This is a genomic window from Neisseria macacae ATCC 33926 (assembly GCF_022749495.1).
GTDB lineage: Bacteria > Pseudomonadota > Gammaproteobacteria > Burkholderiales > Neisseriaceae > Neisseria > Neisseria macacae.
Map to the genome: position 1 here is coordinate 466,281 of NZ_CP094241.1, position 23,771 is coordinate 490,051.

A 23,771-nucleotide genomic window follows, 5' to 3' on the forward strand; every position below is an offset into this window, starting at 1 on the left:
AGAAATTGCGAAGAGAGAGGATTTATATGGTGGATTAAATTTAAATCAGGACAAGGCGACGAAGCCGCAGACAGTACAGATAGTACGGAACCGATTCACTTGGTGCTTCAGCACCTTAGAGAATCGTTCTCTTTGAGCTAAGGCGAGGCAACGCCGTACCGGTTTAAAGTTAATCCACTATATTTGCTTGACTGTTTTCTCTATTCTTGATTTGCATTGTTGTAAAAAAGGTCGTCTGAAACCGGATACATTGGTTTGAACTGCACCCCAAAAGTTGGACACATCCCCTCCAACTCACAAGGTGCAGTTTTTTTATGAGCAAATATACATTACACTTCAAATACCAAGCCGTACTCCACTACCTGCATATACGCAGCCAACAACGTACCGCAGACCACTACGGCATTTCCCGAACCCACCTGAGACGATGGATACGCGCCTATCAAGAAGGCGGTATCGGCGCACTCGAACATCCCCAATCCAAAACCATGCCCCAACACCGCAAAAACCCCTTCATCGCAGATAAACCCGACCAAGAAAAAACACAGGCAGAGCTTATTGAAGAACTGTGCTATATGCGCGCAGAGGTCGCCTACCTAAAGGAGTTAAAAGCCCTCAGCCAAAAGCAGACCGCAAAGGACAAAGCCAAACCGTCCAAACACTGAGGGCGCAACACCCGCTCAAATACCTGCTGCACATCGCAAACCTGCCCAAAAGCAGCTTTTACTACCATCACCAAGACCGACCCGATCCCGAAGCAGCCGACAAAGCCCTCCTTGTCGAAACCTACCGGCGGCATAAAGGACGCTACGGACAAAGGCGCATTGCCGCAGCATTGGGTTGGAACCGCAAAAAAGTGGCGCGGTTGATGAAGCAGATGGAACTGAAAGCCCTCATACGGGCGAAAAAAGCCTACCGCCATCCCGCCATGGGCGAAATATCGGAACACCTCCTCAAACGCCGGTTCAAAGCCCGAAAGCCCAACGAAAAATGGCTGACCGACGTTACCGAACTCAAAGGGAAGGACGGCAAACTGTACCTCTCGCCAATCTTGGACTTGTTCAACCGCGAGATCGTCGCCTACGCCATGAGCCGCAGAGCCGACAGCGAAATGGTGAAGGAAATGCTCGAAAAAGCCGCCCCCCGTCTGACTGCTAAAGGAACGATGCTGCATTCGGACCAAGGCGTGCTGTACCGTACGTCGGGATATAGGGAATTGCTTGCGGAGTATTCCATGGTTCAAAGCATGTCGCGAAAGGCGAACTGTTGGGACAATGCGCCGATGGAAAGCTTCTTTGCGGTGTTAAAGACGGAGTGTTTCTATAACGCAGGTGAATTGACGGTAGATGAATTGATGAAGCAGATAGATGACTATATGGATTACTACAACCGGGAGCGTTGCAGTTTGAAATTGAAAAAGCTGAGTCCTGTCGCATACAGAACCCAGCTTGCACAGAGCGCCTGAATAGGCTTTTATGAGTGTCCAAGATTTGGGGGCCAGTTCAGTTTTCAGACGACCTTTAAATTTGGTGGCATATTTAAGCAGATTGTTCTTTTTTATCTCCGTTCCAAGGCGCAACTTTAAATAGCAGCAACATCCCAGGAATCCCCAATATAAAACACAGCCAAAAGAAATTGACATAGCCCATCTTTTCAATCAGAAAACCTGCTGACGCGTTCATAAACGTGCGCGGTACGGCGGATAGGCTGGTAAACAGGGCAAGTTGGGTGGCGGTAAAGGCTGGATTGGTTTCGCGCGCCATGTAGGCTACAAAGGCGGCAGTACCCAATCCGACACCGAATGCCTCCGCGCTGATAACGCCTGCGAGCATTGTTTTTTCGGTCAGGGTAATGATACTGAATTTGCCGAAGCCGGCCAGCCAGGCAAAGCCCAGGATAGTAACGATTTGTACGACGCCGAAGAGCCACAGGGCTTTGTTGACGCCGAGTTTCAGCATCCAGATACCGCCGAGTATGCCGGCGATAACGGCGGGCCAGAGACCGGCGTTTTTGGCAATCAGACCGATGTCGGTTTTGCTGAAACCCATGTCGAGATAAAACGGAGTAGCCAGTGCAGTGGCCATGCTGTCACCGAGTTTGTACAGGAAGATGAATAACAGCACCAAGATGGCTTGTTTTGTGCCTTTGCGAGAGAAAAATTCTTGAAACGGTTCAACTACGGTTTGAGTCAGCGTTCGCGGTGCAGTGGGCGGCATGTTTGGTTCTTGGGCAAGAAGCAGCGTCATCAATAGACCGGGCAGCATGAATAGGGAGGTAATGAGGAAGACGCTGTTCCACGGCATAATGTCGGCCAAAATCAGGCTCAACGAGCCGGGAACGAGGGCGGCGACGCGGTAGGCATTGACATGGATGGAGTTGCCTAGACCCAGTTCTTTGTCCGATAGGATTTCTCGGCGGAAGGCGTCCAGTACGATATCCTGACTGGCGGAAAAAAAAGCAACGGCAACGGAGAGGCCGACGATGATGGGCAGGTGTTGGTGCGGATTGAGGAATGCGTAAGCAGCAAGGGTCAGCAGCAGACCGATTTGCGTAACCAGCATCCAACCGCGTCGGCGGCCAAGAAAGGGCGGGCGCACGGCATCCATTACGGGCGACCAGATAAATTTCCAAGTAAACGGCAGACCGATTAAAGACATCAGACCGATGGTTTTCAGGTCGATGTTTTCGGTGCGCAGCCAAGCAGGAATCAGGTTAATCAGGAAATAAAGCGGCAGCCCCGATGTGAAGCCCGTAAAAATACAAATCAGCATATTGCGCGAAAAAATCCGCTGCATAGTGCTTGGTTGGGAATCAGTCATAATGGATGAGCAGTACAAAAAGAAAGGCACATTGTAACAAATCCTGCGTAGCAGGGCGGGATTGCCTACTGTAATGGTTTAAAAACAAATGAGAGGGCGTGAATTGCCGCAATATGTGTCAAAGAGCTGCTTGGTATCTGGATGGGGTCGTCTGAAAATTTAGATTCTGTCAGTAAGAGACAAGCAGCAATATAGTGCTGACTATTCATTTATTTATTCAATTGCCGATTGTTTCCGCTATCGTTGCCAGAGTTGCATAGAAAAGTTAATATCCGTTAAATTATGGCAATCGCTGTCATACATAACAACCTACAAAGGAGCAAACTATGAACTTTCTGACCGCCGTCAGCCGGCAAATGACCCGATTTACCGCCCTGATTATCGTCCTTGCTTCTATCGTCGCCTTTATCGAGCCCGCGACTTTTTCATGGGTAAAAGGCGATACGCAAGTCGTCGTACTCGGCATCATTATGCTCGGCATGGGCATGACTCTAGGCAAAGAAGACTATCAAATTTTGGCTAAACGCCCGCTCGATATTTTCATCGGCGCAGTCGCCCAATACACCATTATGCCGCTGCTCGCCATCGGTATTGCCAAAGTCTTCAACCTATCTCCCGGATTGACGCTGGGTTTGGTTTTGGTCGGTACTTGCCCGGGCGGGGTTTCGTCCAACATCATGAGTTTCCTTGCCAAAGGCGATGTTGCCTTCTCAGTCGGCATGACCACCGTCTCTACCGTCCTCGCCCCCGTTATGACGCCGCTGTGGATGACTTACCTCGTGGGACAAACCGTCGAAATGGACGGCTGGGGCATGTTCAAGTTTATGTTGCTCGTTACCCTGTTGCCTGTCGTTATCGGCTCTGCCGCCAATATGTTGCTGCACAAAAAACACTGGTTTGAAGATGTTCGCGCCATTATGCCTGCCGTTGCCGTTGCCGCCTTTGCCTGCATTGTCGGCGGTGTTGCCGCCGTCCACGGCCACCGCTTTGCCGAATCTGCCTTAGTTATGGTGCTCGCCATTGCCGCACACAATATCGGCGGCTACATCCTCGGCTATTACAGCGGCGCACTGACCGGTATGAATACCGCCAAAAAACGTACCATCGCTATCGAAGTCGGCGTACAAAACGCCGGTCTCGCCACGGGTCTGAGCGCCAAATTCTTCCCGGGTAACGCTGAGTCCGCCGTCGCTACTGCCGTCGCCTGCGTCTGGCACTCCGTATCGGGAACCGTCTTGGGCAACTTATTCGCTTGGTGGGATAAGCGTAAGCAATAAGCTGCGGTGGTCGGTTCAGTCTTCAATCAATAATCAAAAAGTCGTCTGAAAAACATTTTTCAGACGACCTCTTTGTGTCATGCGGATGAAAACCGCTTTAGCGGTTTTTCAATCCCAAAACGTCCTGCATATCGTATAAACCTGTTTTGCCGTTGACCCAAACTGCGGCGCGGACGGCTCCGGCGGCGAAGGTCATGCGGCTGCTGGCTTTGTGGGTGATTTCGACGCGTTCGCCGTTGGTGGCGAAGAGGGCGGTGTGGTCGCCGACGATGTCGCCTGCGCGGACGGTGGCAAAGCCGATGGTGGACGGATCGCGCGGGCCGGTGTGGCCTTCGCGGCCGTAAACGGCGCATTGTTTGAGGTCGCGGCCGAGTGCGTCGGCGATGACTTCGCCCATGCGCAGGGCGGTGCCGCTGGGGGCGTCGACTTTGTGGCGGTGGTGGCCTTCGATGATTTCGATGTCGTAGCCTTCGTTGAGGACGCGGGCGACGGTGTCGAGGATGTGGAAGGTGAGGTTGACGCCGACGCTGAAGTTGGCGGCGAAGACGACGCCTGTTTTTTCGCCTGCGGCTCGGATGACGGCTTTGCCTGCGTCGTCGAAACCGGTGGTGCCGATGATGATGTTGACGCCTTTTTCAACGCATTTTTGCAGGTGTTTGAGGGTCGGCTCGGGGCGGGTGAAGTCGATGAGTACGTCGCTTTGGGCGAGGACGGCGTCAACGTCGTCTGAAATGGCGATGCCGGTTTTGATGCCGGAGGCGAAACCTGCGTCCAAGCCTAAGACTTCAGAGCCTGAATGTTCGAGTGCGCCAGAGAGGACGGTGTCGGGATGGTTGTTGACGGCTTCAACCAGTACGCGCCCCATGCGACCGTTGACGCCGGCGATGGCGATTTTCAATGCGCTCATGCGGTTTCCTTAATGATTATTGTGCAGTTTGGGCTGCTTTTTGTTCGGCTTGGAGGGTTTCGATGGATTTTTGGATGGCATCGCCTTCTGCGCGGACAAGGACGTCGTTTTCAAAATAAACGGTGAGGTTGCTGCGGTCTTTGATGATGCCGTTGCGGCTGGTATTGAAGGTGTAGTCCCAGCGGTCGGCATGGAATGCGTCGCGCAGCAGCGGGGTGCCGAGCAGGAGTTGGACTTGGTCGCGGCTCATGCCTGCTTGGAGGGAGACGACGGCGCGGGGATCAAGTTCGTTGCCTTGGATGACTTTGAGTTTGTAGGAGGGGAACAGGGAAACGCGTTCGGCGCTGCATGCGGAAAGTCCGATGAGGGCGACGAGGGCAAGACAGAGGGGTTTGTTCACGGATATGCCTTTCTGTTCGAATTCGGGTGGAAGGGTATCATTGCTTGAATTTTTTGAAAAAGCAAACGATAATCATCTCTTTGATTATAATTTCAGCCGGCTATCGTTTGTATGCAAACAAAACTTGTGGTTTTATTGCAAACCGCTATGGCGTAATAGTGGGCAAGCGGGCTGAAATTGCGTATTATAACGTCTATTACTTCACAGGGATATTGAATATTATGGAAAAATTCAGCAATATTGCGCAATTGAAAGACAGCGGTTTGAAGGTTACCGGTCCGCGTTTGAAAATCTTGGATTTGTTCGAGTCGCATGCTGAAGAGCATTTGAGTGCCGAAGATGTGTACCGTATTTTGCTGGAAGAGGGTGTGGAAATCGGCGTAGCGACGATTTACCGCGTGTTGACCCAGTTCGAGCAGGCAGGCATTTTGCAGCGCCACCATTTTGAAACCGGCAAGGCGGTTTACGAATTGGACAAAGGCGACCACCACGACCATATCGTCTGCGTGAAATGCGGCGAGGTAACGGAATTTCACAATCCCGAAATCGAAGCCTTGCAAGACAAAATCGCGGAAGAAAACGGCTACCGCATCGTTGACCACGCGCTTTATATGTACGGCGTGTGCGGCGAATGCCAAGCGAAGAGCAAACGCTGATTCCCGTTTTAAAAGATGTTTGATGTTCAGACGACCTCGGATGAGAATTTGGGGTCGTCTGAAATTTTTTGCGGAACATGAACATCATGCCGCTGTAAATCAGAATAATATAGTGGATTAACTTTAAATCAGGACAAGGCGAGGTAACGTCGTACCGGTTTAAAGTGAATCCACTATACCTTAGGATTTTTAATGAGTATCCCCTTGCTTTACCCTAATGATTACACTTTCCCCGATCCGTTTTCCGCGCTGGAAGAATGCGACGGCGTGGTCGGTATCAGCCGCGATTTGGATACGGGACGGCTGCTGTCGGCGTATCGGCAGGGGATTTTCCCGTGGTTCAGCGAAGACGGCTGGTTTTTTTGGCATACCATAGATCCGCGTGCCGTCATCGTGCCTGAAAATCTGCATATCGGGCGTTCGTTGGCGAAAACCTTGCGCAACAAACCCTATCGGGTAACGGTCAACCAATGTTTCGAAGCCGTCATTGCGCATTGCGCCGCCTTTCCGCGCCCCGGTCAGGACGGCACATGGATTGTTCCCGAATTCCAAGCCGCTTATACCGAGCTGCACCGCTTGGGGCACGCGCATTCGTTTGAATGTTTCTATCCCGATGAAACAGGTCGTCTGAAACTGGCGGGCGGCTTTTACGGCGTACAAATCGGACGGGTGTTTTACGGAGAATCCATGTTCGCCCTTGAGCCGGATGCCTCCAAAATCGCCTTCGCGCGAGCCGTCCCGTTTCTTGCCGGATTGGGCATCGAGTTGATTGACTGTCAGCAAGATACCCTGCATATGCATCGTTTCGGTTCGGAACCGATACCGTTCGCCGAATTTCAGACGACCTTGCAACGCTTGAACGCTTTGCCTTTGAAGGAAGCGTTGGGCGCGCGGGTAGTGGGTGGAACGTTGGAATAGCGGCAAGATATATAGTGGATTAACTTTAAACCAGTACGGCGTTGCTATCTGTACTGTCTGCGGATTCGTCGCCTTGTCCTGATTTAAAGTTAATCCACTATAGAGTCGGCTTCGAGTCAGAAGCGAATAGCAAAAGGTCGTCTGAAAACCCAAAAATGAAGTTTTCAGACGACCTTTTTTAAAGATTGCGCCTTACAAATCAAATTCAGCCACGACCGGCGCATGGTCGCTGGGGCGTTCTTGCGCGCGCGCGTCCAAATCGACATAAACGTCTTTCAACACGGCAGACAGGGCGGGGCTGATGAGCTGGTGGTCGATGCGCAGTCCGAGTTTGCGTTGGAACATCGCGCCGCGATAGTCAAACCAAGTGTAAAACGCGCCTTCGGGGTGGATTTGGCGCAGGCTGTCGGTCAAGCCCAAATCCAGCAGATTTTTGAACCACTGTCTCTCGATGGATGAGCAGTGGATTTTTTCATGCCATTTTTCAGGATCGTAGCAGTCGGCATCGGCGGGCGCGATATTGAAGTCGCCGAGCAAGACCAGTTTTTCGTGGCGGGTCATTTCGTCGCGGACAAATTCGGTCAAAGCGGCAAACCATTGTTCTTTATATTGGAATTTCGGGCTGTCGAGGGCTTCGCCGTTGACGCAATAGACATTGATGACGCGCACGCCGTTGACGGTTGCGGCGATGACGCGGCGTTGCGGGTCGTCGGGCAGGGTAGGCAGGCCGACGTGTACGTCTTGCGGTTCGCTGCGGCTGATGATGGCGACGCCGTTGTAGGTTTTTTGCCCGCTCCAAACGCTGTGCCAGCCCATCATCTGCAGGGCGGCGGCGGGAAATTTGTCTTGGTCAAGCTTGAGTTCTTGCAAAACAAGGACATCGGGCTGATGGTCGGCAAGCCAGTTTTGCACCTGCGGCAGGCGCACGTTGAGGGAATTGACGTTCCAAGTGGTGATTTTCATGCGGATTCCGTGTGTGAGGGTCGTCTGAAAAGCGTTTCGGGCTTTTCGGGCAAAATAAGGACAAAACAAAAGCGGTTCATGAAAACCGCTTTGTTGGGTAAACGGGACGCTATTGTATCATCAAGGGATTGGGGCGGCTGCCGGTTTTGAAACAAAAATCCGTTTGAGAAAACAAGGCTCAACAGCCTTTAGGCGGCTTTACGGTTTTCCAAATTGCGCAACGTATCGAGGATGACGGCAGCTTCTTCGGATACCAGACGGTATTCGATGATGCGGTGGTAGCGGGTGAAATCGATCAGACCTTCGGAGCGCAGGCGCGCGAGATGGTTGGAAACGGCGGTCGCAGGCTGTCCGAGCGCTTCGGATAATTCGGCGATGCTGCGTTCGCTGTCCATCAGCATGAACAAAATGGTCATGCGGTCGGGGTTGGCGATGAGTTTGAGAAGGGAAGAGAGACGTTTGGTTTCCATAGTGAGGCTTTCTTTATCAATAAGATTGGTTTTTAGGGGCTGAAACGGTAGGGCAAAATGAGTTTGATTCTTTTTGCGTTTATCCGTAAATTCAACTGTTTATATCGGGTAAGTATAAAGCAAGCAGCGTGAAAAAGGAGTATGTCCGTTAAAATTTATCGTAAATAATTGTTGTTTCGCCGGCTTTTGAGACAGTAAACGAATCGGGTAAATATGTTTTTGGAATGTGGGTAAAGGTTCTCATTTTATTTTTGTGTTTATAAAAACTAAAGAAACTATTTCTATACAAAGCGTTATCAGCGGTGTCGTATTTGGGAACTGTGTCGGGAGGTTGGAAATATTATTGGGGTCGTCTGAAAACAGAGGCAGGGAAGGGCTGTCGGGGAGTGTGATATTTTGCCGACACTTAAAGAGGTGTGGCGGATTGATGTCACAGATTATTTTTGTAGCGGGATTGGGTTTTTGGAGATTTGCGCGTCGGTTTTAGATTAATTTATGATGAATGCTTGAGATTGAATAATCAGGAGATTTTTGGGATTTGGAAAGTGAAGGGATGGAAACGGTCAGGCAATGTCAGTCTGAAGAATGACTGATTCAAAAAATGATAAGCGGTGTAAATTTTATACAAATGGTATTTTTTATTGTAAATAATATAAATTGCGTTATAATCATAAAAAATTACATTAGCATTATAAATAAGCTAATACATTATAAAAAATAACATTTTTGCCGTCTGTATGGGGTATGGGGAGTGCTGTTCATGCAGGAGCGGCAGTATTTGCGGGAAAATATCATTTATGGATACCGACTTTCTGTCTTCGGGCGGTCTTGTGCTGACGGGCTGTGCAGCGGCATTTGTGCTGGCAACCTGCCTGTCTAAAAATACGCCTGTCAAACAATTTATCAGCCGTTTCGCCGTCAATGTCCGTGCGGATTGCAGCTTGGACGAATCTGTCTATCATGAGTTTCGCGGCTTGGATATTTATCGGGACGGGCAGCATGAACAGATTGATTATGTTTATGTGTCCTGTTTCGGGATTTTCGTGGTTGCCACGCCGAATTATCAGGGCAGGATTTGGGGCGACGACGGCAATGGGATGTGGACGCAGAAGTTTCACAAAAGCAAGACGCTGTTCCCCAACCCTTTGTTGAAAAACCAGCAATACATTCGGATTTTGTCTGAGAAGCTCCACCTGCCGACGCGGGCGTTTTCTTCGGTGGTGGTTTTTCCGGGTAATTGCCAATTTCAAACCATGATGCCGGACAATGTTACGGAAGACTCTGATTTTGCCGAATATATTTCACAATATACAGAAGTCGTGCTGATGCCCGAAGAAGTCAAGCAAATCAGGGAAGTGCTGGAAGGCTATGAATTTGATTTGGTTTTCAACCGGCAGAGGTTTGAATCGCATGTATGAACAGGGTGGGGCGGATTGGGCATAATCGGTTTTTATGTATTGCAGATTACCTACTTCATCAACCTTCCCCCTAAAAGAACAAAACGTCGTCTGAATCGTTTTCAGACGACGTTTTTCTTCAGAGATTTTTAAGGTTCCGAGCGTCCTAAAACCATTGCGTCTCCATAGCTGAAAAAACAGTATTCATGTTCGACCGCATGGCGGTACACCGCGCGGATGTGTTCCATGCCCGAAAACGCGCTGACGAGCATCAGAAGCGTGGATTTGGGCAGGTGGAAATTGGTAATCAGGCGGTCGATGACGCGGAAGCGGTAGCCTGGCGTGATGAAAATATCGGTGTCGCCCTGTCCCGCTTTCAGACGACCTGTCTCGCGCGCGGCGGATTCGAGGGCGCGCATGGAAGTGGTGCCGACTGCCCAAACTTTGTTTCCGCGCGCATGGGCGGCTTCGATGGCGGCGACGGTTTCGGGCGGTACGTCAAACCATTCGCTGTGCATTTTGTGTTCTTCGATTTTGTCCACGCGCACGGGCTGGAACGTTCCCGCGCCGACGTGCAGGGTGACTTCCGCCGTTTCCACGCCTTTGGCTTTCAGACGACCTAAAAGCTCGTCCGTAAAATGCAAACCTGCCGTCGGCGCCGCGACCGCGCCCTGATGTTTGGCATAGACGGTTTGATAGCGCGTGTCGTCATCTGCTCCGGCGGCACGTTCGATATACGGCGGCAGCGGCAAATGGCCGTTTTGCTCCAGCAGCTCGTAAACGGTTTGCCCGCCTTCAAAACGCAGGCAGAACAGTTCGTCCGCACGCTCAACCATGACGGCACAAATATCGCCTTCAAAAATCAGCTTCGTGCCGGTTTTGGGCGATTTGGACGAGCGGATGTGCGCCAGCGCGGTATGGTTGTCCAAAACGCGCTCTATCAAGGCTTCGATTTTGCCGCCGCTCTCTTTTTGCCCGAACAGCCGCGCTTTCATGACTTTGGTGTTGTTGAACACCAAAACGTCGCCCGCCTCAATATAATCAGGCAAATCGCCGAACACGCGGTCTTGCAGTGATATATCGGGCAGCGCGACCAAAAGACGGCTGCTGCCGCGCACTTCGGGCGGATGCTGGGCAATTAATCGGTCGGGCAGGGTAAAATCGAAATCGGAAATGTCCATAATCTTATTTTGATGCTTACAAATTTTGTCAGGCGGTCATTATACGCACTTTGGCTTTTTTCAGACGACCTTTTCCCTTCATAAACCAACAAATTAGAATAAACACTCGTTGAAAAAATACGCATTCGGACGAATTCTCCGAATCTGCCCGTTTTGTTCAAAAACCGCCTTTTTTCGAGATTTTGCTAGACATTTGTCGGCAAGTTCGGGAAAATAGTCAAATTCATTTACGGGGTTTCTGCACATGCGAATGCCCTTTATGCAACCCAATACCGTCCGGCTTGCGCCGTTGCCGCAGGCCGGTTGTTTTCTGAAATATCACGCAACAAACACGGCCGCTTCACGACATTTGGGCCGTATCGTAAAGGAACGAAAATGGATTTGCGCAAATTAAAAAAACTGATTGATTTAGTAGAAGAATCAGGTATCGCCGAAATCGAAGTGACCGAAGGCGAGGAAAAAGTCCGTATTACCCGCGCCACCGCCGCTCCGGCTCCCGTTTATGCCGCGCCCGCCCAAGTAGCGGTGCCTGCCCCTGCACCCGCCGCCGCGCCTGCCGCCGCAGCAGCTCCCGCTCCCGCAGCCCCAGCCGCCCGCGACCTGTCCAATGCGCAAAAATCGCCTATGGTCGGTACGTTCTACCGCGCGCCCGGCCCGAATGCCGCCGCCTTCGTCGAAGTCGGTCAGCAAGTCAAAGCCGGCGATACATTGTGTATCATCGAAGCGATGAAGTTGATGAACGAAATCGAAGCCGAGAAATCCGGCACGGTTAAAGAAATTCTGGTGGAAAACGGTACGCCTGTGGAATTTGGCGAGCCGCTCTTCATCATCGAATAATTCGTTTTCAGACGACCTTCCGGATTGCGGACAGGTCGTCTGAAATGCTTTCCAACTCAGGATTTCCACCATGCGCCTGCTGTTAGCCATCTTCCTGCCCTTTGCCGTATTCTTCACTATCGGCCGTCCGATTGCGGGCATCATCTGCCTGATTCTCCAAATCACCTTAATCGGCTGGATTCCTGCCGCCATGTGGGCGGTGTACGCGTTGAGCCAATACAAGACCGATGAAAAAATCCGCAATGCGTTGGACAAAAGGTAACAAGCAGGTCGTCTGAAACCACAGGAAAGGTCATCATGCTGAAAAAAGTATTAATCGCCAACCGAGGCGAAATCGCGCTGCGCGTCCTGCGAGCCTGCCGTGAAATGGGCATCGCCACCGTCGCCGTGCATTCCGAAGCCGACAAAGACAGTCTGCACGTCAAACTTGCCGACGAATCCGTGTGCATCGGCCCTGCCGCTTCCGCACAAAGCTATCTCAATATTCCTGCCATCATCGCCGCCGCAGAGGTAACCGGCGCGGATGCCATCCACCCGGGCTACGGCTTCCTTGCCGAAAACGCCAATTTTGCCGAACAAGTCGAACAATCCGGCTTCATCTTCATCGGCCCACGCGCCGAAACCATCCGCCTGATGGGCGACAAAGTTTCCGCGAAACACGCGATGATTGAAGCGGGCGTACCTTGCGTTCCCGGTTCGGACGGCGCTCTGTCCGACGATCCCGCCGAGATTCTCAAAACCGCCGATAAAGTCGGTTATCCCGTGATTATCAAAGCATCGGGCGGCGGCGGCGGTCGCGGTATGCGCGTGGTCGAGAAGAAAGAAGACCTCATCAAGTCGGTTGAAATGACCAAAGCCGAAGCAGGCGCGGCGTTCGGCAACCCGATGGTCTATATGGAACGCTACCTGCAACGCCCGCGCCACGTCGAAATCCAAGTGCTTGCCGACGAACACGGCAACGCCATCTACCTTGCCGAGCGCGATTGCTCCATGCAGCGCCGCCACCAAAAAGTCATTGAAGAAGCCCCTGCGCCCTTCATCGACGAAAAAGCCCGCGAAAAAATCGGTAAAGCCTGTACCGACGCCTGCAAACGCATCGGCTACCGTGGCGCAGGTACGTTTGAATTCCTGTATGAAAACGGCGAGTTCTTCTTTATCGAAATGAACACCCGCGTCCAAGTCGAACACCCCGTTACCGAGCTGATTACCGGCGTGGACATCGTACAGGAACAAATCCGCATTGCCGGCGGCCTGCCTTTGCAATACAAGCAAAAAGACATCCACATCGAAGGCCATGCTTTCGAGTGCCGCATCAATGCCGAAGACCCGTACAACTTCATCCCCAGCCCAGGCCTGATTGAAAGCTGCCACCTGCCCGGCGGCTTCGGCATCCGCGTGGACAGCCATATTTACCAAGGCTACCGCATCCCGCCATACTACGACAGCCTGATCGGCAAAGTCTGCGTCATCGGTAAAACCCGCGAGCAGGCAATGGCAAAAATGCGCGTCGCCCTCGCCGAACTTGCCGTAACCGGCATCAAAACCAATACACCGCTGCACCGCGATTTGTTCAGCGACCCCGGTTTTGAAAAAGGCGGCGTCAGCATCCACTATCTGGAACACTGGCTGGAAGAACGCAAAGCCAAACAGGACAAATAAAACCGTCCCGCTTGGATAGTTGAAGGTCGTCTGAAAAACCGTATGGCTTTCAGACGACCTTTTTTCAGACAAATTGAAACCTGATTTCGGGTGTACATCCGCGATTGCCGGCAAGCCTAGAATATAGCTAAATGACTTTATTTTCGATACGCAACTTACCGATTGCCGTCATTCCCACCCCCGCCTACGCGAGGACAGGCTACGGCAGGAATCCATTTTTGAAATTCAGAAACTGTTTTTCAAATCAAGGTTTCTCAAGTTTTACGATGGATTCCCGCCTGCGCGGGAATGACGGAATTTGATGACATGCTGTGTTTAAAGTTAAGTATGTTTGCTATATGATTGAATCAACCTATCTGCCGCCATTTCGGTGCAATAAAGAATCCGTGTTCAGGCAGAAAAACGATTCAATCCGAAGTAAGTGGTCCGCTGTTACACCCATAGTCCAAACATACCGCAACCGACCAACATCGCGTATTTGACCGCCATTTCCTAATTTCAGACGACCCCACCGAGAAAGCCCACCATGTCCTATCAACAAATCACCATCAACGTCAACGACGCCGTCGCCGAACGCCTCGCCGACGCCCTGATGGAACACGGCGCACTCTCCGCCGCCATCGAAGACGCCTATGCAGGCACAGAAAACGAACAAGCCATCTTCGGCGAACCCGGTATGCCGACCGAACAAATCTGGCAGCAAAGCAAAGTTATCGCCTTGTTCGGTGAAAACGACGATGCCGCAGCCATGATTCAAGCCGCCAGCCAAGCATGCGGACTGAAAGACTTGGCATACACCAGCGAAATTCTCGCCGACCAAGACTGGGTGCGCCTGACCCAAGCGCAGTTCGACCCCATCCAAATTTCCGAACGCCTGTGGATTACCCCCTCTTGGCACGAAGTGCCCAACAGCAACGCCGTCAACCTCCAGCTCGACCCCGGCCTTGCCTTCGGTACCGGCAGCCATCCGACCACCCGCCTCTGCCTCAAGTGGCTGGACACACGGCTCAAAGGCGGCGAAAGCGTCCTCGACTACGGCTGCGGCTCCGGCATCCTGACCATCGCCGCCCTCAAGCTCGGCGCAGGTTCTGCCGTCGGCGTCGATATTGACGAACAAGCCATCCGCGCCAGCAAGGACAACGCCGCACAAAACAACGTCGATGCACAGTTCTACCTGCCTGACGGTTTGCCGCAAGGGCAATTCGACATCGTCGTCGCCAACATTCTCGCCAACCCCCTTCGCATGCTCGGCGAAATGCTCGCCGCCCGCACCAAACAAGGCGGCCGCATCGTGTTGTCCGGTTTGCTGGACGAACAAGTCGAAGAACTCAGCGGCATTTACCGTCAATGGTTCGACATCGAACCCGCCGAAATCGACGAAGGCTGGGCAAGGCTCAGCGGAGTCAAACGCTGATAACGATGCGCTCAAACAAAAGGTCGTCTGAAAACCGATTCAGGTTTCAGACGACCTTTTTCATGCCAATCCTGTATTAATAATTGGTTGAACAGAACTGTTCACGCTTGTCCGCATCGGCGGCATAACACGTCAAGCCCATGCCCGCCACGTTGCTGTTGCTTGCCTTCGCTCCCGGTTTTTTGTTCACCAAAACCTTGCCATTTTTCCCGATTTCCACGGTTACGCCTTTACCGTTTTTCAGCTTCCACTTCAATACCTGCGCATCGGCATTCTGACACTTGTTGACCGAACAGCCGCCTTCAGCCGCGACATTACCGTTTTTATAAATCACACACTGCTGCTGGCTGTCGGTACAGGCCGCATAGGCAGCAACGGAAAAACAGGAAATCAGCGCGGCAAATAAAACAGGTTTCATGGTTTGGACTCCTTGGATGGTGATGATGGGTTTGCAATATCTCAAACTATACGCCTGTTTATATCGGCAAGCCATCGGTTATGACGGCTGGTTGCAATTGCATTACCATTAAAGCATAATGTCATAATCGACACTGTTGTATGATAAAAGGAATAATAAATGAAGAAGTTGTTTTTGGCTGCCCTTGTCTCCGTCACATTGGCAGGCTGTTTCGGTAATAATTTCAGCTGGACCAATGCCCGACAAATCAGGCAGGGCATGAGTGAAAGAGAAGTGATTGCATTGATGGGCAAACCGACCAGAATCCAACCCTCTCCGATAGGGCTGGTCTATATATGGGGACACCTCAATGCCGTCACCGGCTCCGTCAAGACGACATCAGTCATTGTCAATGATGGCATTGTGGCTGCTGATCCTATCATTCTGGGTGATCGCAGCCTACCGCTCAATATTTATTGATGGTTTAAAAAATAACGATATGAACCGCCTGCTTGGGGCGGTTTTTGCATTTTCAGGTCGTCTGAATCGGTGTTTCTCTTTGGCAGAAGGGTTTGAACTTTGGGCATGTTCATCAAATGAATAGGTGAATTCGATTTAAAAAAAGAGCCGCAAATCATTTTGCAGCTCTTTTTGATACCCGCCTTACCGCTTCAACTTCGCAAACGCATCCGCCATTGCCGAATTGGCCGGGGCGCGGTCGTTGCGTTGGGGTTTGCGGTCGCGGCGTTCTTGAGGCCGGGTTTCAGACGACCTGTTGCCTTTGGCTGTGCCGCCCGCTTCGTCATCCAGCCGCATGGTCAGCGCGATGCGTTTTCTGGCGGCATCGACTTCCAGCACTTTCACTTTCACCACGTCGCCGGCTTTTACCACTTCGCGCGGGTCTTGGACGAATTTATTGGATAAGGCAGAGATGTGCACCAAGCCGTCCTGATGGACGCCGATGTCCACGAACGCGCCGAAGTTGGCAACGTTGGAGACCACGCCTTCGAGTATCATGCCGACTTGCAAGTCGCTGATTTCGTGGATGCCTTCGGCGAATGAGGCCGTCTGAAACTCGCCGCGCGGGTCGCGGCCGGGTTTTTCCAGCTCGGACAGGATGTCCAGAATGGTCGGCAGGCCGAAGCGTTCGTCGGTGAAGTCGGACGCTTTGATTTGCTTCACGCGCTCGCGGTTGCCGATGAGTTCGGCAGCGGTAATGCCTTGTTGCGCCAGCATTTTGGCGACGACGGGATAGGCTTCGGGGTGGACGGCGCTCGCGTCCAGCGGCTCTTTGCCGCCGTTAATCCGTAAAAAGCCCGCCGCCTGCTCGAAGGTTTTTTCGCCCAAACGCGGTACTTTCAGCAATTTTTTGCGGCTGTCGAACGCGCCGTTTTCATCGCGGTAGGCGACGATGTTTTGGGCAAGGATTTGATTTAAACCGGAAATCCGCGCCAAGAGTGGGGCGGAGGCGGTGTTTACGTCCACGCCGACGGCGTTCACGCAGTCTTCGACCACTGCGTCCAACGATTTGGCGAGCTGGCTTTGGTTCACGTCGTGCTGATACTGGCCCACGCCGATGGATTTGGGGTCGATTTTGACCAGCTCGGCGAGCGGGTCTTGCAGCCTGCGGGCGATGGACACCGCGCCGCGCAGGGAAACATCCAAGCCGGGGAACTCGCGCGCCGCCAGTTCGGACGCGGAATAAATCGATGCGCCGGCTTCGGAAACGACGATTTTGTGCAGCCCCATTTCCGGCATTCCGCGCACCAGTTCGCCCGCGATTTTGTCGGTTTCGCGGCTGGCGGTGCCGTTGCCGATGGCGATGAGCTTCACGCCGTGTTGTTTAATCAGGCGCGACAGCGTTGCTAACATATTGTTTTCTTGATGCAAATAGACGATGACGGTATCCAGCAGCTTGCCCGTGTCGTCCACCACGGCGCATTTCACGCCGTTGCGGTAGCCGGGGTCGAGACCCAAAGTCGTCAGCCGTCCGGCGGGCGCGGCGAGCAGCAAGTCTTTGAGATTACGGGCAAACACGGTAATCGCGTCGGTATCGGCGGCTTCTTTCAGACGACCCAAGGCTTCGAGTTCCAGCGATAAAAAGATTTTCGCGCGCCAAGTCAGGCGCACGGTGTCGCGCAGCCATTTGTGGCCGTCTGAAACCTTGAAGCGGCGGGCGATGATTTGCTCGTATTCGCTTTGCTGGGTAATCGGCGTGTCGTCGGGCTGGTATTTGAGCGCGATGTTCAACACGCCTTCGTTGCGGCCGCGCAAAACCGCCAGCGCGCGGTGGCTGGGCATGGCGCGGACGGGTTCGCGGTGGTCGAAATAATCGCTGAATTTTTCGCCTTCGGTTTCTTTGCCTTCAACGACTTGCGTGTGGATTTCGGCTTCGTTCCACAGCTTGTCGCGCAGCGTGCCGATGAGTTCCGCGTCTTCGGCAAACTGCTCCATCAGAATCGCGCGCGCGCCGTCCAGCGCGGCTTTGGCGTCGGGGACGTTTTCGTTCAGGTAGCCCTGCGCGGCGGCTTCCACGTCTTGCGGCTGCTCGGCAAGCAACATATCAGCCAGCGGCTGCAAACCGTGTTCGCGCGCGATTTGCGCCTTAGTGCGGCGTTTGGGCTTGTAGGGCAGATACAGGTCTTCCAGCGCGGTTTTGTTGTCGGCGGCTTCGATTTGTGCCCTGAGGTCGTCTGAAAGCTTGCCTTGCTCTTCAATGCTTTTTAAAACAACGGCTTTGCGCTCTTCTAACTCGCGCAGGTATTGCAGCCGCTCGGCAAGCTGACGCAGCTGCGTATCGTCCAGCCCGCCCGTGGCCTCCTTGCGGTAGCGGGCGATAAAGGGCACGGTCGCGCCGTCGTCCAAAAGCTCGATGGCGGCGGTGATTTGGGCGGCGGTGGCGGAGAGTTCTTGAGAGAGGATTTGGGTGATGTTCATGGGGGTCCTTTGGATGGGTACGGGCTGCCTGAAAGGCAAATACGATATATTGAGCAATGAATGTTTTGTTTGGAAATAGGGAAGTCTGATTCAAAAATCCAGCCTCACTTTGGCTACTCCATTTTTTCCATTATGGAAGACAGCCTATATTTTGCTGTTCTAATATGTTCATTGATTTTGTTGGCTATGGTTACAAGTTCATTCATTTTGCTTTGCTGTAGTTCTTGGTCGGCTTGTATTTCCAGAAAGTAGAGATAGCTTTTAAAAGTCCCCCAAAACATATTCATTTCCCCATATATCTGATTCATATCACGAGATAAATCTGGAAAAAATAAATCACAATATGCACTGATTAAATCACAGGATGTGCATATTTCTGAATACGTTGCATCGTATTGTTCTGCAGTTATTTGTGCTTCCCTTTTTATATTGATGCCTGTTAAAGAAAACTCACGGGAAATTTTACTTAATAATTGATGAATTTCCAGCAACATTCTTTTTTGTTCTGTTAATTTCTTTTCAATTTGTGCTCTTTGATATTTTTGATGCTCCATTTCTAATTGAAAATCTTGATTAGACTTAGTTACTTTATTGGTGATAAACGCATTGATAACTGTGCCAATTATTGTACCCACTGCCGCTACCTCCTAAAAAGGTAAGAATTTCATTACTCATAATGTTTTAAAAATATTGATTTTCAGCTACTTAAAATTACCAGTTCAACGCTTCTAGCTCAGACATGGTTTTCTTTAGTTAACATGGTAAAGGTCGTCTGAAAAATATTGCCGGTTTATTCCTCATCACATTCTTCGTCATCTTCTTCGTCATAAGAAGTGTAGAGCCAACTGTCCCAGCCGAACAGTTCGAGCAGCGTGTCAAAGCGGTCTTGGTCGGCAGTGCCGATGAATACGCCGCTTGCGTTGCCGTTTTCGGCGAAGCAAAGCAGGATGATTTCGTGAAAGCCGTCGGTGTAGAAGCGTTGGTTTTCTTGGCGGAGTTCTATGATTTCGGTGCGGTTTTGTTGGATAAACTGTACGGCTTGGACATCTGTCGATTCATCGTCCATGATGTTGGCGCAGTAGTGCAGACCGCCCATGGCGGCGTTGGTATAAGCCAATTCCAGCAGTAGGGTGCGGGTGTCGGGCAGGTGCGGCTGCCATTTGTAGCTTTCGGTTTCATCAGTGTAAAAGCCGATATGGACAGGCGGGTTGTCTTGCGCCAAATCGGCTTTAGCAATGCCGCACAGAAATACGCCTTGGTTTTCTTCCATCAGCACCAGATAATCGCCGTCAAAATCTATCTTTTCCAATGGCAACAATCGGTTAAACGATTGATTGACCGCCTCTTTGCCGCCCAATGCACGCAGATATTCGCGCAACATGGCGGGGAAGCGGATGCCTAGGCGTTGTTCGGCAGCGGTGATTTCGGCTTCGGGCAGACCGCAGGGTAGGGGGTCAAGTTGATAGAGGGTGGCGATATTTTGCAGATAATTCATGGAGTAATCTGGTGCAGGGGTCGTCTGAAAAACACGCTATTATAAAGGATTAACTTGGTGCCGAACGTCCTTTCAGACGACCCCTTCCTACATTTTCAGCTAAAATACGCGCCATTAAAGGACAAAGCCATGATGACGCCCGAAACCCAGAAACAGCTCAAAATTACCGACGTTTCCGCCAAGAAGCTCGACAAACTCAACCTCAACACCGCATGGGATTTGGTGTTGCATCTGCCGCTGCGTTACGAGGACGAGACGCACATCATGCCGATTAAGGATGCGCCGATCGGCGTGCCGTGTCAGGTCGAGGGTGAAGTTATCCATCAGGAAGTAACGTTCAAACCGCGCAAGCAGCTGATTGTCCAAATCGCCGACGGTTCCGGCAGCGTCCTTTTTCTGCGTTTCATACACTTTTACGCCAGCCATCAGAAGCAGATGGCGGTCGGCAAACGCATCCGCGCCGTGGGCGAAATCAAACACGGGTTTTACGGCGACGAGATGATTCATCCTAAAATCCGCGATGCCGAGAGCAGCGGTTTGGCGGAAAGCCTCACGCCCGTCTATCCGACTGTAAACGGCTTGAACCAGCCCACTTTGCGCCGCATCATCCAGACGGCGTTGGATGTTACGCCGCTGCACGACACGCTGCCCGATGCCTTATTGGGCCGTCTGAAACTGCCGCACCTCGCCGAAAGCCTGCGCCTTTTGCATTCGCCGCCGCCGAGTTTCACCATCCACCAGCTTTCCGACGGCGCGCTGCCTGCATGGCAGCGGCTCAAATTCGACGAACTTTTGGCGCAACAGCTTTCCATGCGGCTGGCGCGGCAGAAGCGCGTCAGCGGCACGGCGGCGGCATTGGGCGGCGACGGCACGTTGACCCAAGCCCTGCGCCACGCCCTGCCGTTTGCCCTGACCGATGCGCAAGAAAGGGTCGTGTCCGAAATCCGCCGCGACATGGCGCAAACCCACCCCATGCACCGCCTGCTGCAAGGCGATGTTGGCAGCGGCAAAACCATCGTCGCCGCCTTGTCCGCGCTGACCGCCATCGAATCCGGCGCGCAGGCGGCCGTGATGGCGCCGACCGAAATCCTTGCCGAACAGCATTTCATCAAGTTCAAACAATGGCTCGAACCTTTAGGACTCGAAGTCGTCTGGCTCTCCGGCAGCCAGCGCAAAAAAGCCAAAGACGAAGCCAAAGCCAAACTCGCCGACGGCACCGTCAAAATCGCCGTCGGCACGCACGCCCTGTTTTCAGACGACGTCGAGTTTCAAAATCTGGGCTTGGTGATTGTGGACGAACAACACCGCTTCGGCGTCGCCCAACGCCTCGCCCTCAAAAACAAAGGGCGCGACGTCCATCAGTTAATGATGTCCGCCACGCCCATCCCGCGCACGCTCGCCATGAGTTTTTTCGCCGACTTGGACGTGTCCGTCATCGACGAATTGCCGCCCGGGCGCACCCCGATTAAAACCCGCCTCGTCAACAATATCCGCCGCACCGAAGTCGAAGGCTTCGTCCTCAACATCTGCCGCAAAGGGCAGCAGGCATACTGGGTCTGCCCGCTGATTGAAGAAAGCGAAACCCTGCAACTGCAAACAGCTACCGAAACCCTCGAGCAGCTTCAGGCGGCATTGCCCGAACTCAACATCGGCTTGGTACACGGGCGCATGAAAGCCGCCGAAAAAGCCGAAGTCATGGCGGAGTTTGCCGCAGGCCGTCTGAACGTCTTGGTTGCCACCACCGTCATCGAAGTCGGCGTAGATGTGCCCAATGCCGCCCTGATGGTGATCGAACACTCCGAACGCATGGGCTTGGCGCAGCTTCACCAATTACGCGGGCGGGTAGGGCGCGGCGCGGCAGAAAGCGTGTGCGTCCTCCTGTTTGCCGAACCTTTGAGCGAACTCGCTAAAGCTCGGCTGAAAGTCATCTACGAACACACCGACGGCTTCGAAATCGCCCGCCAAGACCTCAACATACGCGGCCCCGGCGAATTTCTCGGTGCGCGCCAAAGCGGCGTCCCCATGCTGCGCTTCGCCAATCTTGAAGAAGACCTACACCTCTTGGAACAAGCGCGCGAAATCGCCCCAATGCTGATTGAACAAAACCCCGAAATCGTCGAAGCGCATCTGGCAAGGTGGCTTGTCAGCAGGGAAGGATATTTGGGCGTGTGAGGTCGTCTGAAAAGGCTTTGCCTGCGGATATAGTGGATTAACTTTAAACCAGAACGGCGTTACCTCGCCTTAGCTCAAAGAGAACGATTTTCTAAGGTGCTGAAGCACCAAGTGAATCGGTTCCGTACTATCTGTACTGTCTGCGGCTTCGTCGCCTTGTCCTGATTTTTGTTAATCCACTATAATGAACAAGGGATGCATGATCGCGCCCCTTGTTGTGCGTTTGAAGGAAAGGGAGATGGTTCCACACAAAAAGGTCGTCTGAAAACTTTTTCAGACGACCTTTTAGACTTTATAGAGAACAGATTTATTTCGTGCCGTAATTGGGTTGCAGCAGGGCGCAGGGTTGGCGTTCCCTGCGGCTGCGGCGGCTTCGTCCGGCGATGGTGCCGCAGGCGGCGCCGGGATCAGCTTTGTCCGCTTGGGGGGATTTGTCGCCGCGGTCATTACGCTCGTTACGTTCATTGCGTTCGCTGCGGTTGTTCCGTTCGGAACGGTTTCTGTCGCTGCCGCGGCTGCGTGTTGGGGCGGCTTGGGTGTCTGCGGCGGCATCGCCGTCGGCGTCCGCGCCCCACCAGTTCGGCTCGAAGCCTTCGATGCGTTCGACTGCCAAGTCGTTGCCGGTCAGCTCTTTGATGGCTTCAAACATTTTCTGTTCGGTTTTATCCATCAGGGAAATGGCGACGCCGTCCGCGCCTGCTCTGCCGGTGCGTCCGATGCGGTGGACGTAGTCTTCGGGCTGGGTCGGCAGTTCGTAGTTGATGACGAAGGGCAGCTCGGCGATGTCCAGTCCGCGTGCAGCGACGTCGGTGGCAACAAGAACGCGCAGGCTGCCTTCTTTGAAGGCGTTGAGGGTTTCGAGACGGCTTTGCTGGGATTTGTCGCCGTGGATGGATTGGGCGGCGAGGTTGCGGCGCATGAGGTCGCGGGTCACTTGGTCGACGCTTTGTTTGGTTTTGCAGAATACGATGACTTGGTTCATCTGCAAATCGACAATCAGCCGCTCTAAAAGATTGCGTTTTTTGAGTGCGTCAACGGCGATGATGTGCTGCTCGACATTGGCGCTGGTGGTGTTTTGCGCGGCGACTTCGACGATTTCGGGCGCATTCATGAAGTCTTTGGCGAGTTTGCGGATGGGCGGGGCAAACGTTGCGGAAAAGAGTAGGGTTTGGCGTGGCTTGGGCAGCATCTGCATGATTTTGCGGATGTCGTCGATGAAACCCATATCCAACATACGGTCGGCTTCGTCGAGGACGACGATTTCGACTTTATTTAGGTTGATGTTTTTCTGTTTGACGTGGTCAAGCAGCCGGCCGACGGTGGCGACGACGATTTCGCAGCCGGCGCGCAGGTCGGCGGTTTGTTTGTCCATGTTGACGCCGCCGAAAAGGACGGTGTGCCGCAACGGCAGGTTTTTGATGTAACCCTGCACGTTTTGGTCGATTTGGTCGGCAAGTTCGCGCGTTGGGGTCAATACGAGCATACGCACGGGGTGCATCGCGGGCGAGGTACTGGAAGTGGCGTAGCGTTTGAGGCGTTCCAGGCTGGGCAGCATAAAGGCGGCGGTTTTTCCTGTGCCGGTTTGGGCGGCGGCGAGCAAGTCGTGGCCGGCGAGTGCTTTGGGGATGGCGGCGGCTTGGATGGGCGTCGGGTTTTCATAACCTTGTTCGGTCAGCGCGGAAACGATTTCGCTGCCAAGCCCGAGTGAGGCGAATGGATTCATGGCGGTATCTTTCTGTCCGGACGGGATGCGGAATACCGCATGGGGTCGTCTGAAACGGGAGGATGTTTTGATTGTGTGTTCGGTAGGATGCCGCCGGCAAAGTGTGCGGCCGGTTTACGGCAAACCGCAGAAGTGGGGATGTGGTCTCT

At 52.8% G+C, this 23,771-nt stretch carries 23 protein-coding genes; 12 read left to right on the forward strand and 11 right to left on the reverse strand.

Annotation, left to right across the window (positions count from 1 at the left end; translation table 11 throughout):
• The first annotated feature begins 314 nt into the window (after positions 1–314).
• Both MON40_RS02175 and MON40_RS02180 read left to right on the forward strand, forming a co-directional pair.
• Entirely contained in the window at positions 315–665 is a 351-nt protein-coding gene (locus tag MON40_RS02175; RefSeq protein ID WP_003756620.1) for a helix-turn-helix domain-containing protein, read from the forward strand.
• Entirely contained in the window at positions 569–1,465 is an 897-nt protein-coding gene (locus MON40_RS02180) for an IS3 family transposase (protein WP_242925846.1), read from the forward strand. Before MON40_RS02175 ends, MON40_RS02180 begins: the two co-directional genes overlap by 97 nt.
• Before the next feature lie 73 nt (positions 1,466–1,538).
• Here MON40_RS02180 and MON40_RS02185 read toward each other — a convergent pair whose 3' ends face one another.
• On the reverse strand, positions 1,539–2,795 hold the full coding sequence (locus tag MON40_RS02185; protein ID WP_003780303.1) for an AmpG family muropeptide MFS transporter: 1,257 nt from the start codon (positions 2,793–2,795) through the stop codon (positions 1,539–1,541).
• Positions 2,796–3,145: 350 nt separating this feature from the next.
• Here MON40_RS02185 and MON40_RS02190 point away from each other — a divergent pair, with 350 nt between their 5' ends.
• Positions 3,146–4,096 (forward strand): bile acid:sodium symporter family protein, encoded by a 951-nt coding sequence (locus tag MON40_RS02190; protein WP_003780301.1) that lies wholly within the window; start codon positions 3,146–3,148, stop codon positions 4,094–4,096.
• Positions 4,097–4,193: 97 nt separating this feature from the next.
• Here the strand turns inward: MON40_RS02190 and dapB are convergent, their stop codons facing one another.
• Together dapB and MON40_RS02200 are read right to left on the reverse strand one after the other, a co-directional pair.
• A complete protein-coding gene (gene dapB / locus MON40_RS02195) occupies positions 4,194–5,003 on the reverse strand; it encodes a 4-hydroxy-tetrahydrodipicolinate reductase (protein WP_003780299.1) in 810 nt (269 codons plus the stop codon).
• Positions 5,004–5,019: 16 nt separating this feature from the next.
• The gene (locus tag MON40_RS02200; protein ID WP_003780297.1) at positions 5,020–5,403 is read right to left on the reverse strand and encodes an outer membrane protein assembly factor BamE; all 384 of its coding nucleotides are present in this window, start codon (positions 5,401–5,403) and stop codon (positions 5,020–5,022) included.
• A 158-nt stretch (positions 5,404–5,561) separates the two neighbouring features.
• On the opposite strand from MON40_RS02200, the gene fur reads away from it, so the two are divergent.
• Together fur and aat are read left to right on the forward strand one after the other, a co-directional pair.
• A complete protein-coding gene (fur, locus tag MON40_RS02205) occupies positions 5,562–6,059 on the forward strand; it encodes a ferric iron uptake transcriptional regulator (RefSeq protein WP_003766333.1) in 498 nt (165 codons plus the stop codon).
• A gap of 192 nt (positions 6,060–6,251) precedes the next feature.
• Positions 6,252–6,977: a leucyl/phenylalanyl-tRNA--protein transferase gene (gene aat / locus MON40_RS02210; protein WP_003780294.1), complete on the forward strand. Its 726-nt coding sequence runs from the start codon at positions 6,252–6,254 to the stop codon at positions 6,975–6,977.
• Positions 6,978–7,169: 192 nt separating this feature from the next.
• Here the strand turns inward: aat and xth are convergent, their stop codons facing one another.
• Both xth and MON40_RS02225 read right to left on the reverse strand, forming a co-directional pair.
• A complete protein-coding gene (xth, locus tag MON40_RS02220) occupies positions 7,170–7,940 on the reverse strand; it encodes an exodeoxyribonuclease III (protein ID WP_003780292.1) in 771 nt (256 codons plus the stop codon).
• Between the two features lie 188 nt (positions 7,941–8,128).
• On the reverse strand, positions 8,129–8,410 hold the full coding sequence (locus tag MON40_RS02225) for an ArsR/SmtB family transcription factor (RefSeq protein ID WP_003766347.1): 282 nt from the start codon (positions 8,408–8,410) through the stop codon (positions 8,129–8,131).
• 797 nt (positions 8,411–9,207) lie between these two features.
• Here MON40_RS02225 and MON40_RS02230 point away from each other — a divergent pair.
• Positions 9,208–9,828, forward strand: a complete 621-nt coding sequence (locus tag MON40_RS02230) for a nuclease-related domain-containing protein (RefSeq protein WP_003780289.1) — start codon at positions 9,208–9,210, stop codon at positions 9,826–9,828.
• Positions 9,829–9,956: 128 nt separating this feature from the next.
• On the opposite strand, the gene queA is transcribed toward MON40_RS02230, so the two are convergent.
• Positions 9,957–10,988: a tRNA preQ1(34) S-adenosylmethionine ribosyltransferase-isomerase QueA gene (gene queA, locus MON40_RS02235; protein ID WP_003780287.1), complete on the reverse strand. Its 1,032-nt coding sequence runs from the start codon at positions 10,986–10,988 to the stop codon at positions 9,957–9,959.
• 375 nt (positions 10,989–11,363) lie between these two features.
• Between queA and accB the strand changes: the two genes are divergently transcribed.
• From accB to prmA, 4 genes are all read left to right on the forward strand, one after another.
• Complete coding sequence (gene accB, locus MON40_RS02240) at positions 11,364–11,825, forward strand: acetyl-CoA carboxylase biotin carboxyl carrier protein (RefSeq protein WP_003757188.1); 462 nt, start codon at positions 11,364–11,366, stop codon at positions 11,823–11,825.
• A gap of 70 nt (positions 11,826–11,895) precedes the next feature.
• Positions 11,896–12,087, forward strand: a complete 192-nt coding sequence (locus MON40_RS02245) for a YqaE/Pmp3 family membrane protein (RefSeq protein WP_003780281.1) — start codon at positions 11,896–11,898, stop codon at positions 12,085–12,087.
• 35 nt (positions 12,088–12,122) lie between these two features.
• On the forward strand, positions 12,123–13,484 hold the full coding sequence (gene accC, locus MON40_RS02250; RefSeq protein WP_003780279.1) for an acetyl-CoA carboxylase biotin carboxylase subunit: 1,362 nt from the start codon (positions 12,123–12,125) through the stop codon (positions 13,482–13,484).
• A gap of 526 nt (positions 13,485–14,010) precedes the next feature.
• On the forward strand, positions 14,011–14,898 hold the full coding sequence (gene prmA, locus MON40_RS02255; protein WP_003780270.1) for a 50S ribosomal protein L11 methyltransferase: 888 nt from the start codon (positions 14,011–14,013) through the stop codon (positions 14,896–14,898).
• A 76-nt stretch (positions 14,899–14,974) separates the two neighbouring features.
• On the opposite strand, the gene MON40_RS02260 is transcribed toward prmA, so the two are convergent.
• Positions 14,975–15,316: a hypothetical protein gene (locus MON40_RS02260; protein ID WP_039863296.1), complete on the reverse strand. Its 342-nt coding sequence runs from the start codon at positions 15,314–15,316 to the stop codon at positions 14,975–14,977.
• Between the two features lie 159 nt (positions 15,317–15,475).
• On the opposite strand from MON40_RS02260, the gene MON40_RS02265 reads away from it, so the two are divergent.
• Positions 15,476–15,775: a membrane protein gene (locus tag MON40_RS02265; RefSeq protein ID WP_003766302.1), complete on the forward strand. Its 300-nt coding sequence runs from the start codon at positions 15,476–15,478 to the stop codon at positions 15,773–15,775.
• Positions 15,776–15,958: 183 nt separating this feature from the next.
• On the opposite strand, the gene MON40_RS02270 is transcribed toward MON40_RS02265, so the two are convergent.
• From MON40_RS02270 to MON40_RS02280, 3 genes are all read right to left on the reverse strand, one after another.
• Positions 15,959–18,232 (reverse strand): Tex family protein, encoded by a 2,274-nt coding sequence (locus tag MON40_RS02270; protein ID WP_003780263.1) that lies wholly within the window; start codon positions 18,230–18,232, stop codon positions 15,959–15,961.
• A 113-nt stretch (positions 18,233–18,345) separates the two neighbouring features.
• Positions 18,346–18,867, reverse strand: a complete 522-nt coding sequence (locus tag MON40_RS02275; RefSeq protein ID WP_003780261.1) for a hypothetical protein — start codon at positions 18,865–18,867, stop codon at positions 18,346–18,348.
• Positions 18,868–19,022: 155 nt separating this feature from the next.
• Complete coding sequence (locus tag MON40_RS02280) at positions 19,023–19,727, reverse strand: SMI1/KNR4 family protein (RefSeq protein WP_003780258.1); 705 nt, start codon at positions 19,725–19,727, stop codon at positions 19,023–19,025.
• Positions 19,728–19,856: 129 nt separating this feature from the next.
• Between MON40_RS02280 and recG the strand changes: the two genes are divergently transcribed.
• Positions 19,857–21,899 carry an ATP-dependent DNA helicase RecG gene (gene recG / locus MON40_RS02285; protein WP_147612000.1) on the forward strand — a complete coding sequence of 681 codons (2,043 nt, stop codon included), beginning with the start codon at positions 19,857–19,859 and terminating at the stop codon, positions 21,897–21,899.
• A 307-nt stretch (positions 21,900–22,206) separates the two neighbouring features.
• Here recG and MON40_RS02290 read toward each other — a convergent pair whose 3' ends face one another.
• Positions 22,207–23,622, reverse strand: coding sequence for a DEAD/DEAH box helicase (locus tag MON40_RS02290; RefSeq protein WP_003780255.1), 1,416 nt, complete (start codon positions 23,620–23,622; stop codon positions 22,207–22,209).
• Between the last annotated feature and the right edge of the window lie 149 nt (positions 23,623–23,771).

Coding starts and splice junctions, on each gene's coding strand:
- MON40_RS02280 (WP_003780258.1), bottom strand. CDS start 19,727: ATGAATTATCTGCAAAATATCGCCACCCTCTATCAACTTGACCCCCTA.
- MON40_RS02265 (WP_003766302.1), top strand. CDS start 15,476: ATGAAGAAGTTGTTTTTGGCTGCCCTTGTCTCCGTCACATTGGCAGGC.
- recG (WP_147612000.1), top strand. CDS start 19,857: ATGATGACGCCCGAAACCCAGAAACAGCTCAAAATTACCGACGTTTCC.
- queA (WP_003780287.1), bottom strand. CDS start 10,988: ATGGACATTTCCGATTTCGATTTTACCCTGCCCGACCGATTAATTGCC.
- MON40_RS02270 (WP_003780263.1), bottom strand. CDS start 18,232: ATGAACATCACCCAAATCCTCTCTCAAGAACTCTCCGCCACCGCCGCC.
- prmA (WP_003780270.1), top strand. CDS start 14,011: ATGTCCTATCAACAAATCACCATCAACGTCAACGACGCCGTCGCCGAA.
- aat (WP_003780294.1), top strand. CDS start 6,252: ATGAGTATCCCCTTGCTTTACCCTAATGATTACACTTTCCCCGATCCG.
- MON40_RS02245 (WP_003780281.1), top strand. CDS start 11,896: ATGCGCCTGCTGTTAGCCATCTTCCTGCCCTTTGCCGTATTCTTCACT.
- MON40_RS02290 (WP_003780255.1), bottom strand. CDS start 23,622: ATGAATCCATTCGCCTCACTCGGGCTTGGCAGCGAAATCGTTTCCGCG.
- MON40_RS02260 (WP_039863296.1), bottom strand. CDS start 15,316: ATGAAACCTGTTTTATTTGCCGCGCTGATTTCCTGTTTTTCCGTTGCT.
- accB (WP_003757188.1), top strand. CDS start 11,364: ATGGATTTGCGCAAATTAAAAAAACTGATTGATTTAGTAGAAGAATCA.
- xth (WP_003780292.1), bottom strand. CDS start 7,940: ATGAAAATCACCACTTGGAACGTCAATTCCCTCAACGTGCGCCTGCCG.
- MON40_RS02190 (WP_003780301.1), top strand. CDS start 3,146: ATGAACTTTCTGACCGCCGTCAGCCGGCAAATGACCCGATTTACCGCC.
- MON40_RS02185 (WP_003780303.1), bottom strand. CDS start 2,795: ATGCAGCGGATTTTTTCGCGCAATATGCTGATTTGTATTTTTACGGGC.
- MON40_RS02230 (WP_003780289.1), top strand. CDS start 9,208: ATGGATACCGACTTTCTGTCTTCGGGCGGTCTTGTGCTGACGGGCTGT.
- dapB (WP_003780299.1), bottom strand. CDS start 5,003: ATGAGCGCATTGAAAATCGCCATCGCCGGCGTCAACGGTCGCATGGGG.
- accC (WP_003780279.1), top strand. CDS start 12,123: ATGCTGAAAAAAGTATTAATCGCCAACCGAGGCGAAATCGCGCTGCGC.
- MON40_RS02225 (WP_003766347.1), bottom strand. CDS start 8,410: ATGGAAACCAAACGTCTCTCTTCCCTTCTCAAACTCATCGCCAACCCC.
- MON40_RS02175 (WP_003756620.1), top strand. CDS start 315: ATGAGCAAATATACATTACACTTCAAATACCAAGCCGTACTCCACTAC.